The sequence below is a fragment of the Rossellomorea sp. NRS-1567 genome, from assembly GCF_050467885.1.
GTDB lineage: Bacteria > Bacillota > Bacilli > Bacillales > Bacillaceae_B > Rossellomorea > Rossellomorea aquimaris_C.
Window position 1 is genome coordinate 39,909 of record NZ_JBITPL010000014.1, and the last position, 17,706, is coordinate 57,614.

The 17,706-nt window shown below is 43.0% G+C and carries 9 protein-coding genes; 8 read left to right on the forward strand and 1 reads right to left on the reverse strand.

What is annotated here, in order from left to right:
* Window positions 1-452: 452 nt before the first annotated feature.
* A complete protein-coding gene (locus tag ACIFOD_RS08140; protein WP_430314213.1) occupies window positions 453-5,711 on the forward strand; it encodes a 5'-nucleotidase C-terminal domain-containing protein in 5,259 nt (1,752 codons plus the stop codon).
* Window positions 5,712-5,778: 67 nt separating this feature from the next.
* Here ACIFOD_RS08140 and ACIFOD_RS08145 read toward each other — a convergent pair whose 3' ends face one another.
* Window positions 5,779-6,744, reverse strand: coding sequence for a rhodanese-related sulfurtransferase (locus ACIFOD_RS08145; protein ID WP_430314214.1), 966 nt, complete (start codon window positions 6,742-6,744; stop codon window positions 5,779-5,781).
* Between the two features lie 452 nt (window positions 6,745-7,196).
* Here ACIFOD_RS08145 and ACIFOD_RS08150 point away from each other — a divergent pair, with 452 nt between their 5' ends.
* The 7 genes from ACIFOD_RS08150 (at window position 7,197) to ACIFOD_RS08180 (ending at window position 17,706) form a co-directional block, all read left to right on the forward strand.
* A complete protein-coding gene (locus ACIFOD_RS08150; RefSeq protein WP_430314215.1) occupies window positions 7,197-8,399 on the forward strand; it encodes a M20 metallopeptidase family protein in 1,203 nt (400 codons plus the stop codon).
* Window positions 8,396-9,718 carry an amidohydrolase gene (locus ACIFOD_RS08155; protein WP_430314216.1) on the forward strand — a complete coding sequence of 441 codons (1,323 nt, stop codon included), beginning with the start codon at window positions 8,396-8,398 and terminating at the stop codon, window positions 9,716-9,718. Before ACIFOD_RS08150 ends, ACIFOD_RS08155 begins: the two co-directional genes overlap by 4 nt.
* The gene (locus ACIFOD_RS08160) at window positions 9,715-10,947 is read left to right on the forward strand and encodes a M20 family metallo-hydrolase (protein ID WP_430314217.1); all 1,233 of its coding nucleotides are present in this window, start codon (window positions 9,715-9,717) and stop codon (window positions 10,945-10,947) included. The genes ACIFOD_RS08155 and ACIFOD_RS08160 overlap by 4 nt, the downstream gene beginning before the upstream one ends.
* A 6-nt stretch (window positions 10,948-10,953) precedes the next feature.
* The gene (locus ACIFOD_RS08165) at window positions 10,954-12,261 is read left to right on the forward strand and encodes a hypothetical protein (protein ID WP_430314218.1); all 1,308 of its coding nucleotides are present in this window, start codon (window positions 10,954-10,956) and stop codon (window positions 12,259-12,261) included.
* Window positions 12,262-12,682: 421 nt separating this feature from the next.
* Complete coding sequence (locus tag ACIFOD_RS08170; protein WP_430314219.1) at window positions 12,683-14,212, forward strand: AbgT family transporter; 1,530 nt, start codon at window positions 12,683-12,685, stop codon at window positions 14,210-14,212.
* Window positions 14,213-14,430: 218 nt separating this feature from the next.
* Window positions 14,431-16,434: a penicillin-binding transpeptidase domain-containing protein gene (locus tag ACIFOD_RS08175; RefSeq protein ID WP_430314220.1), complete on the forward strand. Its 2,004-nt coding sequence runs from the start codon at window positions 14,431-14,433 to the stop codon at window positions 16,432-16,434.
* 192 nt (window positions 16,435-16,626) lie between these two features.
* Complete coding sequence (locus tag ACIFOD_RS08180) at window positions 16,627-17,706, forward strand: SDR family oxidoreductase (RefSeq protein WP_430314221.1); 1,080 nt, start codon at window positions 16,627-16,629, stop codon at window positions 17,704-17,706.

Below are 17,706 nucleotides of genomic sequence, written 5' to 3' on the forward strand. Positions count from 1 at the left end.
AGTATATTACTGGGTGTTTATACCTATTTAACAAAGATTATCTACATCCCAAAGAGAGTGACGATCCCATTCCGTCACCTCATATTAATATAATATGAATCCATTGTCTCATTTTTGTAAATTTTTTTATAATTCCTTAATCCTCGACAAAAAAGTGATATATTTAAGAAGTACTTGGTTTACATTATTCTACATAATTTGAACTAAGTGTAATTGAATGGTGGAGGTGTTTTAAATAGGTAGATTTTAATAAATAAGCTTCACGAATCTACGTATTTTGGCACGGATTTAGACTTTCCAAAGGAAATGGACATAATTAAAAGTAAGCGCTTTCAAGACCTTCGGAGGTATTGGTGCCATAGAAAAAAGACTAAAAGCAGGTTTAGTGAGATAGGCGATTTGATAGATACATAGGCTTATTTCACAATCATACAATATGAGGAGGAACCAGGTTGAAAATAGTTAAAAAACAGTTGTTAATCCTGACAACGATTCTGGCAATGCTTGTCAGTTATATTGCTCCTATTGGTTCAGTTGCTTCTGCATCCGATTATTTAACGGTTCAGGAAGCAATTGAGAATAATACAGGTACAGGAACTGTTACGGGGTATATTGTTGGGCATACAACAGGTACTAACAGTTATAATTTTGAAGCTCCGTTTGCTGGAGACACCAATTTCGTCATTGCAGATAGTGTGGATGAGACGGATCCTTCCAAAATTCTTCCCGTTCAATTGCCTTCTGCTTTCCGGGCAAAATTTGGCCTCATGACAAACCCGGACAATATCGGCAAAAAAGTCATCATTACAGGAAACCTTGCAACCTATTTTACGGTTCCAGGTTTAAAAGATGCTACAGCTATGTCCTTCGAAGGTGAACAGCCCGATGAGCCAACACCATATGAAGGCATTGAAGGTTTGCGGATTCATGATATTCAAGGTGAAGCACATGCATCACCTTACAATTCAGAAAAAGTAAAAGGTGTAGAGGGGATTGTCACCCACGTTGTGGATGCAAGTAATTTCTACATGCAGGATGCTCAACCAGATGATAATGATAAAACATCTGAAGCTTTACTTGTTTATAAGCCAGCTCATGGTGTAAACGTGGGGGATGCCGTATCGGTTGATGGACAAGTAAAAGAGTGGGTATTGGATGGATACTCTGAAAAGCTTGATACAGACCTTGCGATGACTGAAATCAACGCACAGTATGGAAATGTGATTGTCACTTCTGCTGACAATGAACTTCCAGAATCTCTTGTGATGGGGGAGGATTTAATTCCTCCAACAGAAGTGATCGACAATGATCAATTCAGTGAATTTGATCCCGGGCAGGATGGAATCGATTTTTATGAAAGTGTAGAGGGGATGCGTGTATCTCTGGATAGCCCAACCGTTACAGGACCTCAAAAGTATGGCGAAGTTCCTGTCATTACTGAAAAAGTAGACGGAAAGGCGTATACAAAAGAAGGCGCACCGCTTTTAACGAAAGAAAATCAAAATCCTGAGAGAATGTTCTTATTATTAGATAACCGTGATTATGTTGCAAAAACAGGAGATCAATTCAATGGAACTGTAACAGGGGTTGTAAGTTACGGTTTCAGTAACTTTAAGATATTGGTTAATGAAGAGAATCTGCCTGCACTATCCGAACGTGAATTCACACCGGAAGTCACAACGATTGAAAAAGAAGAAGACAAGTTGACGGTCGCAGGTTACAACATTGAAAACTTTGCTGCTTCTGATACTGAAAAACGCGACAAGCTTGCTAAATCAATGGTGGAGAATTTAAACTCTCCTGACATAATTGGCTTAGTGGAAGTATTAGATGAGAGTGGTACAACGGATGATGGTGTTGTAAAGGCGGATGCCAACTATAAAGCATTAAGTGATGCGATTGCCGGTTTTGGCGGTCCTACTTATGCGTGGACGGAAGTCGCTCCTGAAAATAAAGTAGATGGTGGGGTTCCAGGGGGGAATATACGCGTCGGTTATTTATATAATCCCGAGCGTGTAACCTTAGCGGAAGGAACTAAAGGAGATGCGACTACTGCAGTAGCTTATGAAGACGGTGCTTTAACGTTGAATCCAGGAAGAATCGATCCAACAAATCCTGCATTCGATGATAGCCGCAAACCATTAGCTGCACAGTTCAATTTTAATGGTGAAGACGTTATCGTCATCAATAATCACTTTAACTCTAAAGGTGGAGACCAGCCATTATTCGGCAAGAATCAACCACCTGTACTAGGAAGTGAAGAGCAGCGTCTCCAAATCGCTGAAATTGTTAATTCCTTTGTAGCAGATATTCATGAGAAGAATGAAAACGCTAATGTAGTCGTTATGGGAGATTTAAATGATTTTGAATACTCAGCACCTCTGCAAACACTTAAAGGTGATGTGTTGACGAATCTTGTTGAGACTCTTCCTGTTAGCGAACGATATACGTACACGTATCAAGGAAATGCACAAGTCTTAGATCACATGTTAGTTTCTAACCGTCTTGCTGCGGGTGCGGAATACGATATCGTAAACTTTAACTCTCCGTATATGGAAGAGCATGGACGGGCAAGTGATCATGACCCGTTTGTAGGGAAGTTTGATCTATCTGCTGAAAGTAATGATGAGTTTGACCTTTCAATTATGCACACGAATGATACACACGCACATGTAGAAGGATATCCTCGATTATTCACGGCGGTTAACGAAATTCGTGCCGAAAAAGAGAATGCACTGTTGCTGGATGCTGGTGATGTATTCTCAGGTACGCTGTACTTCCGTCAATATGAAGGTCTTGCAGATCTCTGGTTCATGAATCAGCTTGGCTTCGATGCCATGACCTTGGGGAATCATGAGTTTGATAAAGATTCAGCGACACTTGCTAACTTCATTAAAGAAATGAACTTCCCAATGGTCTCGTCCAACGTTACTGTAACAGGTGACGCAGATTTAGAGCCACTGGTGAAAAATGAAATCGGGACTCCGGGTGAAGGTGGAAACATCTATCCGGCGATGATCAAAGAAGTAGATGGGGAAAAGGTTGGAATCTTTGGATTAACAACACCTGATACAGAATTTATCTCTAACCCTGGAGACAATGTTGTTTTTGAAAATGCAGTTGAAAAATCAACGGCTACAATCGAAATGCTTGAGAATGAAGGGGTAAATAAAATCATCGTTCTTTCTCACTTGGGATACTCAAATGATTTAGAGCTGGCTGAAGAGGTAGATGGTCTTGATATCATCGTTGGTGGCCACTCTCATACTGTTCTTGATGAACCGGTGGTCATTGACAAAGAAGAGCCGACCCTTATAGTTCAAGCTGGTGAATACTTAAACCTGCTTGGTTTGTTGGATGTAACATTCAATGCAGAAGGTGTCGTAACGAGCCATACAGGCGAAGTGCTGGACCTTGAAAACTACGAGGAAGATGCCGAAGCTCTAGCGAAAGTTCAGGAATATAAGGCACCACTTGAGGAATTAAAGAGAGAAGTGGTAGGAAACACAGAAGTTGTCCTTAACGGGGAACGCGCAGACGTACGAAGAAAAGAAACGAACTTAGGAAACTTAATTGCAGACGGTATGGTTGCAAAAGCAAATGAGTCTGTGAAAACACACATCGGTCTTCAAAACGGTGGTGGGATCCGGGCTTCAATCGACGCTGGTGACATCACTCTTGGAGAAGTCTTAACGACGATGCCGTTTGGCAATAATCTAGTTACACTTGATTTAACTGGTAAAGAAATCTTGGATGCTCTTGAGCACAGTGTAGCAAGGGTTGAAGGTACAGACGCACCAGGTGAATTCCTCCAAGTATCAGGAATTAACTATAAATATGATGTAAACAAGCCGGCAGGCGAACGTGTTTGGTTTGTTGAAGTGAAAACAGACAATGGATTTGAAGAACTAGATCCCGAAATGATGTATTCTGTTGCTACTAACGCTTTCACTGCAAATGGTGGAGACGGATACACCATGTTTAAAGAGGCAAAAGAAGACGGCCGTCAAACAGAATTGTTCGTTGTAGATTTTGAGGTGTTCACATCTTACCTTGAAAAGAACAGCCCGATCTCACCTGAAGTTGAAGGACGGATCGTTCAAGAAGCAGCACCGGAAGAATCGACTGAGTTTGATTTATCCATCATGCACACAAATGACACGCATGCCCATGTGGAAGGATATCCTCGACTGTTCACAGCTGTAAACGAGGTGCGTTCCGAGAAAGAGAATGCTTTGTTATTAGATGCTGGGGATGTCTTCTCAGGAACTCTTTACTTCCGTCAATATTCAGGTCTTGCAGATCTCTGGTTCATGAATGAACTTGGCTATGATGCCATGACATTAGGGAATCATGAATTTGATAAAGACTCTAAAACATTAGCCGACTTTATTAAAGAAATGAACTTCCCGATGGTTTCCTCAAACGTTACTGTTACAGGGGATGAAGAGTTAGAACCACTAATGAAGAATGAAATAGGCACTCCTGGTGAAGGTGGCAATATTTTTCCAGCCATCATCAAAGAAGTAGATGGAGAGAAAGTGGGTATTTTTGGATTAACGACTCCAGAAACTGAATTCCTATCAAGTCCCGGGGAAAACGTCGTATTCGAAGATGCTGCTGAAAATTCTACTGCTACGGTTGAAATGCTTCAAAATGAAGGTGTAAATAAAATCATCGTTCTTTCTCATTTGGGTTACTCACATGACCTGGAGATGGCCGAAGCTGTTGATGGAATCGATGTTATCGTTGGCGGGCACTCTCACACCGTATTAGAAGAGCCGGTAGTGGTTGAGAAAGAAGAACCTACACTGATTGTCCAAGCTGGTGAATATTTAAATCTACTTGGATTATTGGATGTAACCTTTAATGCTGAGGGTGTCGTTACTAGCCATGAAGGTGAGGTCCTCGATCTGGAAACATACGAAGAGGATGCAGAGGCACTTGCGAAAGTAAATGAATTCAAGGCTCCTCTGGAAGAGATTAAAAATGAAGTAGTGGGTAAGACGAAGGTAGCTCTAAATGGGGAACGTGCTGATGTTCGTACGAAGGAAACGAATCTCGGTAATCTCATTGCTGACGCCATGGTAGCAAAAGCAAATGAGTCCGTTAAGACACATATCGGTCTTCAAAATGGGGGCGGTATCCGCGCATCCATCGATAAAGGCAAGATTACATTAGGCGAAGTTTTAACCACGATGCCATTCGGAAATAATCTTGTGACACTCGACTTAACCGGTCAGGAACTTTTAGATGCTCTTGAACATGGTGTAAGCGGGGTAGAAACAGGTGAAGGGCGATTCCTTCAAGTATCAGGAATCAACTTCAAGTATGATATAAACAAACCGGTTGGAGAAAGAGTTTGGTTTGTTGAAGTGAAAACAGATAATGGTTTTGAAAAAATCGAAACCGACAAGATGTATACAGTAGCCACAAATGCCTTTACAGCAGATGGTGGAGACGGGTATACCATGTTCAAAACAGCTAAAGATGAAGGTCGGATGACAGAGTTGTACCAGGTGGACTACGAAGTATTCACTGACTATTTAGCTAAAAACAAAAAAGTGGCTCCAAAAGTAGAAGGCAGAATCATTCAGGAAGTACAGCAGGATGATTCAGGTGATGGAGACTGGCAGGATGATTTCTTCGACTTTATCAAGAAATTGAAAAACTGGTTATGCACATTGTTTGGTATTTGTGGAAGACCATAATAGAAAAACTCCAAAGTATAAAAAAGCACTGGCTGAATTTTCAGCCAGTGCTTTTCAATAGTATTATTTAGATCGTCTCAGTCTCTTTCTCATTCTCAATCACTGCCAAACGCTCTGCCACTTCTTCCTCCGTCAAACCATGCTCTTTAATGTAGCGGTTTTCGGGGCTCTTGCGGCATTCATCAGAGCAGCTTCTCATATACTTATGCTCGTTTTCTTCAGAGCAAAGAATTTTTCGGTTACAAGGCGGGTGGGCACAGTTTACATAGCGCTCACAAGGTTCACCTGTGTAGTAGTCTTTTCCGACAACGACATGCTCTGTCTGGTTGACAGGAACACCGATACGCTCATCGAATACGTATAGCTGACCGTCCCATAGCTGACCTTTTACTTCAGGGTCCTGGCCATAAGTTACGATTCCACCGTGCAGTTGCGCTACGTCCTCGAAGCCTTCTTTCACTAACCAGCCTGAGAATTTTTCACAGCGGATACCACCTGTACAATACGTGATGATTTTCTTGCCTTCCAATTTATCTTTATTATCGCGGACCCAGTTCGGAAGATCACGGAAGTTTTCGATATCGGGCTTCACGGCTCCTCTGAAGTGTCCCAGTTCATATTCATAGTCATTACGTGCATCAAGAAGGATCGTATCCTCCTGCTGGATTTGTTCAAAGAAATCCTTTGGGTCAAGGTATTTACCTGTAAGTTCATTCGGATTCACATCATCTTCTAGACGAAGTGTCACAAGTTCAGGACGGTGCTTCACTTTCAATTTCTTGAAGGCATGACCATCAGCTTCGTCAATTTTGAACACAGTGTCCGCGAAGTGAGGATCCTGTCTCATCGCTTCCATATAAGCATCCGTCTGTTCGATCGTACCGGAACATGTTCCGTTGATTCCTTCAGATGAGATCAGAATACGTCCCATTAGGCCAAGCTCCTTACACAATTCCTTATGCTGGGCCGTAACTTCCTCAGGATTCTCAATGGCTACATAGTTGTAATACAGTAGTACTCGAAAATTTTTCATGTTTATTTCCACCTATCGATATATATTTGCAAGATATAATCTTAGGATTCTGTTCCTTATTACTCTTACGATGTTCTATTATAACAAATTTTTAAAGAAATGCATTATGTATAGTGGAGAAAAGATGGGGATTGTGAGGAAAATATGGTGGAAATTGGTTCTGAGCCTGGTATTAGAAGTTGGATGTCAAGGGATGCCTGCCGATTGGGATTTATATGCCATCTTTCTATTTTCAGCTTAGCTGTCCAACATCCGCATATCTCCCGCTTTGTAAAAATCCTGTCAGTAATACCTTCAAAAAAATTTCATCGTTGCTGCTGATTAAAAAACAAATTTCTAAAAACTTTCTACATCCACATAGGATTTTCCAAGTTAATATCGAATATATCTATTAACGGTATTATTAAGGAATTTTTCCTTAATAATCATTCGACCGAAAAAGGAGATTTTTCATGAAGTTAAAGCAGCTTGTCCAAACAGTAGAGAATGAAGTCATTGAATTACGAAGACATCTTCACCAATACCCTGAAGTCAGTGGAGAGGAATTTGAAACATCAAAAAAAATTCAGGAAAAATTATCGGAAGCAGGTATCCCTTTTAAAACGGGCTATGCCAAAACAGGAGTCCTCGGTATCATACAAGGAGAAAAGCCAGGAGGCACGGTCGCACTAAGAGCGGATATCGATGCTCTGCCAATCCAGGAGGAAAATGATCTAGCCTACAAATCCACTATCCACAACAAAATGCATGCCTGTGGTCACGATGCCCATACTGCCATGCTCGTTGGTACAGGAAAAGTATTGAATCAACTGAAATCGGAAATAGCAGGTACGATTCTCCTTGTCTTCCAACCGGCGGAGGAGAATGCCCCTGTAGGAGGTTCTCAGCAAATGATGGACGACGGGGTATTCGACGAATATACGCCTGACGTCATTTTCGGGCAGCACGTTTGGCCGGACCTGCCTGTCGGGGAAATCGGGGTTCTCCATCATGAAATCATGGGGGCTTCGGACCGCTTTAAGATTACTGTCAAAGGTTCTGGAGGACACGCGAGCATGCCTCATCAGTCCAATGACGCCATCATTATTGCCAACAACCTGATCACTCAGCTTCAAACGATCGTGAGCCGAAATACAGATCCCATTGATTCTGCCGTCCTCACCATCGGAAAAATCGAAGGAGGCTATCGCTACAATGTCATTGCGGATGAAGTCATCCTTGAGGGAACCATTCGAACCTTCAAGCCGGAAGTGAAAGAAATGGTGAAGGACCGTTTCCACTCCATCATTGAAGGAGTCGGGAAAAGCTTCGGGGCCCACATGTCCATCGACTATTTAGATGGATATCCCGCGACGGTCAACACGCCTCAATGGGCGGATGAAGTGCGTAACGCTGCCCAAAAAGTACTCGGAGAAGAAGCTGCGCCTGTGGTCTCACCGTCTCTTGGCGGAGAGGACTTCTCCCGTTTTCTGAAGAAATATCCAGGTGCCTTCTACTGGATGGGTACATCTGTGAAGGATACAGAACCTCAATACCCACTCCATGATCCTAGATTTAAATTAAATGAAAGTGCATTGCCTAAAGGGGTTGAAGTGATGGCCCAGCTTGCACTGGATACCTTGAAAAAGCTTGAACAAAGGAGTCCTGAAAGATGAGCACTTTGGAACATTTTATCAATGATATCTCGCCGTCACTCACTTCCTTCAGACGCACCTTTCATCAGAAACCCGAACTGGGATTCACTGAATATGTCACCACCTATCTGATCGGAAAAGAATTAATCAACCTCGGCTTCACGATTCACCTTGGAAAAGATGCACTGGAGTCCATGGAACGAATGGGGGTTCCCTCACAAAACTATATAACCAAACAAGAAGAACGTGCCATAAAAGAAGGCGTGGAACAGAGCTGGCTCGACAAAATGAAAGGCGGGCATACAGGATTAGCTGCCACAATTGATACAGGAAAGCCCGGTCCTCATATGGCGTTCCGTTTTGATATCGATGCCCTGCCCATCAAGGAAGCGAATGATCCTGATCACCACCTTCCAACGAAAGAAGGCTTTCATTCCCAAAATGAAGGAATCATGCATGCCTGCGGTCATGACGGTCACGCTGCCATCGGGCTTGGTGTGGCAAGCTTCTTGTCGGCATACAAAGACCAACTTTCTGGGAGGTTCACTCTTCTCTTCCAGCCAGCTGAAGAAGGTGGACGGGGAGCAAAAGCCATGGTGAAAAAAGGTTGGCTGGAGAATGTCGATTATTTTGCAAGCGGTCATATCGGCATACGGGATACAAAGCTTGGGCGAGTGTATGCTACAACTCATTCATTTCTGGCTTCCTCCAAAATCAACGTCACTTATAAAGGAAAAGCGGCCCACGCAGGTCTCGAGCCTGAAAAAGGGAAGAATGCTTTATTGGCAGCTGCTGCAGCAAGTCTTCACCTTTACAATATCCCACGCCATTCTGACGGGGCGACCAGGATCAATGTCGGGAAGCTTCAAGGGGGAGCAGGCAGAAACATCATTGCCGATGAAGCTCATCTTGAAATGGAAACAAGAGGGGAAACGACTGCCATCAATAATTACATGCAAAAAGAAGCTCTGCGAATCCTTCAAGCCTCGGGAGACCTTTATGGTGTGGAAACTGGAATCGATGTGGTGGGAGAGACGATTGAAGCAGCATGTAACCCTGAATGGATTCAATGGTTAAAGGAAGTGGGCGAGGAAAGTCCATTTATATCCGAAATTCATGATGGTTTATCTTTAAAGGCATCAGAGGATGTTACTTATATGATGAATGAGGTGCAAAATCAAGGTGGCAAAGCAACCTTCATGGTATTCGGAACCGGATTGAAAAATGGACATCATCATCATCAATTTGATTTTGAAGAAGGGGTCTTAACCGTTGCAGTGGATGCCTTCGCACGTCTTATTATAAAATTATCCCACCTAAAAGAGGAGGTTACGAGTTGAAAGAATGGTTAGGAAAAACTCTAGAAGCATTAAATCTGGTTGAGACGATGGAACAGCCCGATGGATTTACGAGATTAGGATATTCCAAGGAAGAGACTGCTTCCATGAATGTGTTTCGCAGCGTTGCAGAAACATTGGGGCTATCCGTACAGAGGGACCGGGCAGGGAACCTATTTGCCAGGTGGGAAGGGGCTACCGGCCAAGTTGTCATGACCGGATCTCATCTTGATACGGTTGAAAATGGAGGAGGTTATGACGGGGCAGCCGGTGTCCTATGTGGACTCGGAGCCGTAAAAGCATTAAAAGACCGTGGTTTCAAACCCCATTACTCCATTGAAGTGGCCTGTTTTGCCTCTGAAGAGTCAGCACGTTTCGGCGTTTCTACCCTGGGAAGTAAGAGCGTGGCCGGAATTCTTGATAAATCAGTAGAAAACGTAAGAGACCGCCACGGGGTCAGCATTAAAGAAGCCGTGGAATCAACGGGCCTAGACTGGTCATCCATTGAAAAAGCTGAACGATCAAAAGAAGAAATCCTCTCCTTCATCGAACTTCATATTGAACAAGGGACCCAAATCGAAGATCATGGTGCTCAATTTGGAATTGTCCGGGGTGTAGCCTGTCCGATCCGTTTGAAGGTAAAGGTGAAAGGAATGGCGGGTCATACGGGGACGACACCAATGTGGAAACGGACGGACGCCCTTGTGGCTCTTGCTCCCCTTATCACATTTGTTTCCCAAGAGGCGGAAAAGCTATCAAGCCGGTCCTCGAAACCACTAGTAGCAACAGTCAGCACGATCAATGTAAAACCGAACGTCATGAATGTCATCCCCGGTCATGCAGAAGCGGGAATCGATATTCGTTCCGTCGACGATGACCTAAAGAGATCTATGGCTGATAAAATAATTGAACAGTGTCGAAGCTTAGAGAATGAATTTAATGTTACAATAAACGTAGAAACTCTTGTAGATAATCCTTCTATTCTATTAGATGACAAGCTGACAGCCAGAGTCAAACAAGCAGGGGAAACCCTGGGGTACAACACGTTTGAAATGGATAGCGGGGCAGGGCATGATGTCATGAATATGGCAGCCAAATGGCCTTCTGCTTTAGTATTCATTCCCTGTGAAAAAGGAATCAGCCACCATCCAAAGGAACATAGCTCGTTGGAAGACTTGTATGCAGGAGTCGAGATTCTAGCTGAAGTATTGCGGCAAGAAGCAGGTGAATGATAGTTGATGATAAAAATTGGTGTCATCGGCCCTGATGATTCGATTCAGCGGATCAATCATGTGGCTACTCATTTTGACAATATCGAACTTATGAATTTTCCTTATCACGGGGTGAATGAGATAGAAGAGATTCTTGAGAAGAACCGGGGCTTAGTTGATCAATGGTTCTTTTCAGGACAGTCCCCTTTTTACTATGCGCTGGAAAAAGGATGGATCACGGAAAAGGAAGGGAGCTTTCCGCCTTTACATGGATCCAGTTTCTTTGGAGCATTATTAGAAGCGCAAATGAAAGAACAGACTCTATTAAATAAGATTAGTATAGATACAATTTCAAAGGAGGAAATTGAAACAGCGGTTCAATTCCACTCCTTTGATCAACTAGAAATCTCAACTTATCCATATGAAGGATACCGGAGTGCTGATGAGCTGGTAGACTATCACCGTTCACTCTACGAAAAAGGAGAAATTGAAACGGCTATTACGTGTATCCAAAGTGTTCAAAAGCGCCTCACTGAAGCAGGCATTCCTTGTTACCGTGTCGTACCGACGAATTTATCCATCCGGATGATTTTGCAGTACTTATTAGAGAGGGCACAATCGAGGAAATATCAAAAATCCCAAATTGCCATCGTTGGAATCGAAGTCATCTATTCCACCCGGACCTTGGACGAGTCCCATTTCTCTTATAAAATGAAGCATCAGGAGCTGGATCTGAAACGAAACCTCCTGGATATTGCCCAGAAGATCAATGGATCCATGGTTCAACTGGGGGACGGATTATTCTTCGTTTATACAACGAGAGGGGAACTCGATCTTCATGAAAAGGAGTCGGTTTTCACTACTTTGACTCAGGAAGTGAAGGCACATACAGATCTGGATATCCGTGTGGGGTTAGGGTTTGGTGTGACCGTGTTGGAAGCTGAGCATCATGTCCGTCTTGCTTTTCAACATGCGAGAAAGCACGAATCTTCCATCGTCATAAGTGTCAATGAAGACAAGACGGTAACGGAAATTCTTCCGTCGTCAGAGTCCATTACATACACTCTTAACAACTGGGGCAATGAATGGAAGGAAGTCTTTAAAGAGGCTTCGGTCAGTTCAGCCATCGTCTCAAAAATCCTTTCTCTTTCCCGTCATTACGACAAAGAGGAAATCACGTCCCAAGACCTTTCCCGCTGGCTGAAAAGCACCGAACGGAACGGACGCAGAATCCTTACTGAAATGGAACGGATCGGGATTGTGGAAATCAGCGGCGAAGAACAAAGCGGCGGCAGAGGAAGACCAAGGAAGTTATATCGTTTTCAACTTAAATAAGTGGACCTTTAATTGAGGCTGGGACAAAAGTGTTCTAGTATAAGTAAAACCCGAACTAATTTGCATTATATTACGCAAATTAGTTCGGGTTTTAATATGTTCAATGTACTTTTAGATTTTAACTCTCTCCAGCGGTTGATTGGAGTGCAAGACGAAGACTCCTGCGGGAAGAGTAGCTTATGTGAGACCCCGCAGGCTTGCCGAGGAGGCTCACGGGCTACCCGCGGAAAGCGTAGTCTTGCACGGAAATCATTAGCGGTATGAAGAACCTGCACTGTGCATCGATCCAGTAATCCGTAAATTTAAAATTTTCTCATAAATATTAAAAAATAAGAAGGATTTATACAATCAATAGCGAAATACTTATTAACGGAAGTAAAAAGGAATTATTCCTTAAAACATTATTTGAAGGAGTGACCTCATGACAAATCCCAATTTAGAGCCGAATCCACCTCAAAAGGAGAAGGGATATCTTCGAATTTTAGGTGGGATTGAAAAGGTAGGGAATAAACTCCCTGACCCATTCATGTTGTTTGTGTACTTATCTGTCTTTATTGTTTTATTTTCCTGGTTTATTTCAAGTCTGGGTGTGACCGTTATACACCCGAAAAACGGAGAAGAGTTAGCAATCAAGAGCCTTGTATCCGGGGAGGGACTCCAATACATCCTTACCTCCATGCTCGATAACTTCACCGGCTTCGCTCCACTCGGCCTTGTATTAGCGATGATGCTCGGGATTGGATTAGCTGAAAAAGTAGGATTACTGGAAACAGCGATTAAGAAAACGGTTTTAAACGCTCCAAAAGGATTGATTACATACGCTGTTATTATGGTAGGGATCATGGGGAATTTGGCGTCAGACGCAGCCTTCGTTATCATTCCTCCACTTGCCGCCATGATTTTCTATACGGTGGGAAGACATCCTCTGGCGGGACTTGCTGCAGGTTTCTCCGGAGTAGGAGCAGGTTTTACGGCAAACTTCATCATTACCGGAACCGATGCGCTACTCGCAGGGATATCAACCGAAGCTGCCAAAGCATTTGAAGTAACGGTCACACCGGTGGATAACTGGTACTTCATGATTGCATCTGTCGTCCTTCTTACAGCTGTAGGTGCTTTTGTCACAGAAAAAATAGTAGAGCCGCGTTTAGGGACATACAAAGGAAAAGTAGATAAAACATTAGAAGAAGAGAGTCCTTTAGAAGGAAAAGGACTCCGAAATGCAACCCTGGCAGGATTAGCCTTCATCGTCCTGTTAGTCGTCTCGATTGCCTGGCCGGACTCTCCGATGCGAAATGAAGATGGGGGACTCATTCCTTCTACCTTCTTATCCGGAATCATTCCCATCACACTATTCTTCTTTATTGTGATCGGGGTAGCTTACGGTGTGACTGTGAAAAAAATTCAGTCGTCAAGGGACGTTCCAAAGTATATGACAGAAGCCATGAAAGACATGGGCGGTTATATCGTATTAATCTTTGCAGCCGCACAGTTTATTGCTTACTTCGATTGGACTAATCTAGGAACATGGGTTGCGGTCAGCGGAGCGAATTTCCTCGAATCGATAAATATGACAGGGCTTGCGGCCATCATCGGATTTGTCCTGTTGACAGCATTATTGAACCTATTAATCTTTAGTGGATCGGCTCAATGGGCACTGGAAGCACCGATCTTCATCCCGATGTTTGCCACACTTGGATATAACCCGGCGTTTGTACAAGCAGCCTATCGTATCGCGGATTCATCAACGAATATCATCACGCCGATGAACCCGTATATCATCGTGATACTCGCCTTCATGCGGGAATACGATAAGAAAGCGGGACTCGGAACCTTGATCTCGCTCATGCTTCCTTATACGATTGCGTTCTTATCGGTATGGATCGTGTTACTCCTGACGTTTGCTTTATTAGGTATTCCGTTTGGTCCTGGGGTTGGGGTTTACTTATAATAGTAGAGAAGGCCGGTTTATGAACTGGCCTTTTTTATTTGTCCAAAAATAAATTATATGTGTCATTCTTCAAAATATGACAATTTTCTCCTCCTATTCAAGCCATAATCATAACTGAGAGATACAAGCATATAGATACATTAAATTTGAAAAAATTTGTTATTTTTGAAAGAATTAGAAGTGAAATGAAAAGTCTAATATAGGGGTTGTCGGTACATATGTATAGAAAAGTAATGCTGTTTTGTCTCTTTGTCACTTTCCTCCTGCTGGTTGCCGGATGTCAAGAGAAGCCAAAGCCTGATGATCGCTTGCAGGAATATGTCGATCTTTGGAATAAAGAAAAGTTTGAAAGCATGTTCAACGAATATCTAAACTCTTCAACTAAAGAGTCGTTCAAGAAAGAAGATTTCGTCACAAGATACAAAAACATCTATGAAGATTTAGAAGTGAAAGACGTAAAGGTAACTTTTAAGAAGCCGGAAAAAGAAGTGGACTGGGACAAAGAATCCAAAGCGGAATTCCCTTTGACTATTGCATTCAACACTTTGGCGGGTGAGGTTTCGTACGAAAAAGAAATCACTTTAACAAAAGAAAAGCAAGGTGAGGATGAAAACTGGTTTGTAGACTGGGAGCCTTCTTTTATCCTGCCGGAAATGGAAAAGGGAGATAAAGTTGGTGTGGAGAGTATATCTGCTAAGCGTGGCGACATACTTGACCGGAATCAACAGCCCCTTGCGATGAATGGAGAAGCATTTGAGCTGGGGATCGTACCGAAAGAGTTTAACGAGAGTGACCTAAAGAAGCTTTCATCCCTGCTTGATATGTCAGCGGAATCGATTCAGGGCAAGCTTGATCAGAGCTGGGTGAAACCGGAATTTTTTGTGCCGATTAAAAAGATTGCTCTCAGCGAAAGACCTTTAGCTCTGGAAGTAATTGAATTAGGTGGTCTGTACTCTAAACGGGTGCCTGCAAGAGAATACCCATATGGGGAAGCGACCGCCCACCTGACCGGTTATATAGGAAAACTTACAGCAGAAAAGCTGGAGAAACTAAAAGGTGAAGGCTATACGGCTCAATCATTGATGGGGCTTAGTGGTGCTGAAGAAGTATATGAAGACCAATTAAGAGGAAAAGATGGTCAGCGGATTTATTTGAAAAAAGAAGAATCAGAAGAAGTAGTGACTGTTGCAGAACAACCGGTTGAAGATGGCAAAAACATCACCTTGACCATCGACGCCGAAATGCAAAAGAAGCTTTATGAACAAATGAAGAGTGAAGCAGGGACAGCGGCAGCCCTCAATCCTCAAACCGGTGAAGCATTGGCACTGGTCAGTACACCAGCCTATGATCCGAATGATTTTGTATTAGGCATGTCCTCTGAAAAATACAAAAAGTTGGCGGACGACCTGAAAAAGCCATTACGTAATCGTTTTCCCATTGCGTATTCACCTGGATCAACCATGAAGGGCATCACTGCTTCCGTTGGATTAAAATCCGGAAAGCTAGATCCAAATAAGATTTATGATATTACGGGGAAGAAGTGGCAAAAGGATGATTCGTGGGGGAATTACAAGGTCGTCCGTGTCTTTGATAATGAGAGTAAGGTGGACTTGGAAAGTGCGTTGAAATTCTCGGATAACATCTATTTTGCCCGAGTGGGATTAGAGATGGGGGCAGAAACCTTTATTGCAGGATTAAAGGACTTTGGTTTCGGAGAAGAAATTCCATCTTCTTATCCAATTTATAAATCCCAAATTTCCAACGACGGAACCATTTCAAAAGAAGTCCAACTGGCTGATTCAGCCTTTGGTCAAGGGGAAGTTCTCATGAGCATCGTTCACCTGGCAAGTGCCTACGGTGGCATCATCAACGATGGGAATATGATGAAGCCAAGACTTCTAAAGGATGAAGAGCATGAGATTTGGAAAGAAGACTTGCTAACGAAAGAACAATCTGACATGTTGAAAACAGATTTTCGAAAAGTTGTCACTGAAGGAATTGCCGGTAAAGCGAGTGTAGAAGGAAAAGCAATCGCCGGAAAAACCGGAACGGCAGAGATCAAAGCAGAACAGGGAACAACCGGGACTGAAAATGGATTATTTGTATCCTATGATCAGAATGACCCGACGATGGTGCTCGCCGTGCTTCTTGAAGACGTAGAAGAAGCGGGAGGCAGTACGCATACAGTAGAAGTGACAAAAAGATTTTATGATAGCTGGTAATCCAAAAACGGTGAGCAGGCATATGCTCACCGTTTTTTTATATTAGAGAGGGACGGACCTCTGGATTAGGAATAGAAGGTCCGTCCCTCTGTCATTTTGACATCATGTTCCAACTCTCTCTTTAACCACGATTCCGCTTTCAATATGTGCTATGATAGACAAAATAGCCCTAGAGGTTGAAATTCAACAGGAGTGATCAATTTGGATTTGTTTTTAACGGGATCGACAGGTTTTCTTGGTGGGAGGCTCATCAAGAATCTTTTACAACATAAAGAGAACGAAGTCTATATTTTAGTGAGAAATGTAGAGAAAGCTGAAAGATTAAGAGATTCCTTTCAGGGGGATGAGCAAAAGAGGATTCATATTTTTCAAGGGGATATTACCATTCCAAATGCTGGCTTGAGCAGGGATGATCTTGAATGGTTAACAGGGAAGATTGATGCGGTTTATCACCTCGCTGCTCTTGTTAAGTTTGATTTGGAATTGCGTGATGAGTTGTTTGCTGCTAATTACGATGGGACCAAGCATATCCTTGAGTTGGCTTCGCTACTGCAAGTGAAAAAGTTTTATTATGTGAGTACAGCTTACACGGTCGGGAAGCTCGCAGAAGGGGTGGAGGAGCTTTATCCAGCAGACGGGGAATTCCATAACCCATACGAGGAAAGCAAAGTGAAATCGGAGCATCTTGTTTTTTCTTATCGAGACAAGATGGATGTGTCCATTTTCCGACCGGCTATTATTGTAGGAGATTCTAAAACGGGGGAAGCGGACTCCCAATTCACACTGTACGGATTCATGCGTGCACTCGGGGTGTTCAAGCGTAAGACTGCAAGGCGCCGGGGAGAAGAGCGGACCTACAGACTGGTTGCGGCGAAAAACGGTACTTCCAATCTTGTACCTGTCGATTACGTAGCGGATATTTTAAGCTTGGCTCCTGAAAAAGCACAAGCCGACAAAATCTATCATATTACCAATCCCAATCCACCTGAAAACATCGAGCTTCTGAAGATGTTAAAAGAAGCCCTACAATTCGAAAACCTGTCTGTGGTTGAGAATAGTGGTGAGTATGTATTAGATGATGATGAGGTTAGGCTTAATAGTTTGATTGATGTGTTCAAAGTGTATCTGGCAGGTGCGTTGACGTTTGATGATCGTAATACTCGGGAATTGATCGAGGGTACGAAGGTTTCTCATTTAGTTATGTCTGATGAGACGGTTGAGATGATCATTCGGACGGGTTGCGAGTCCAACGGAGGAAAGCTCACTGTATAA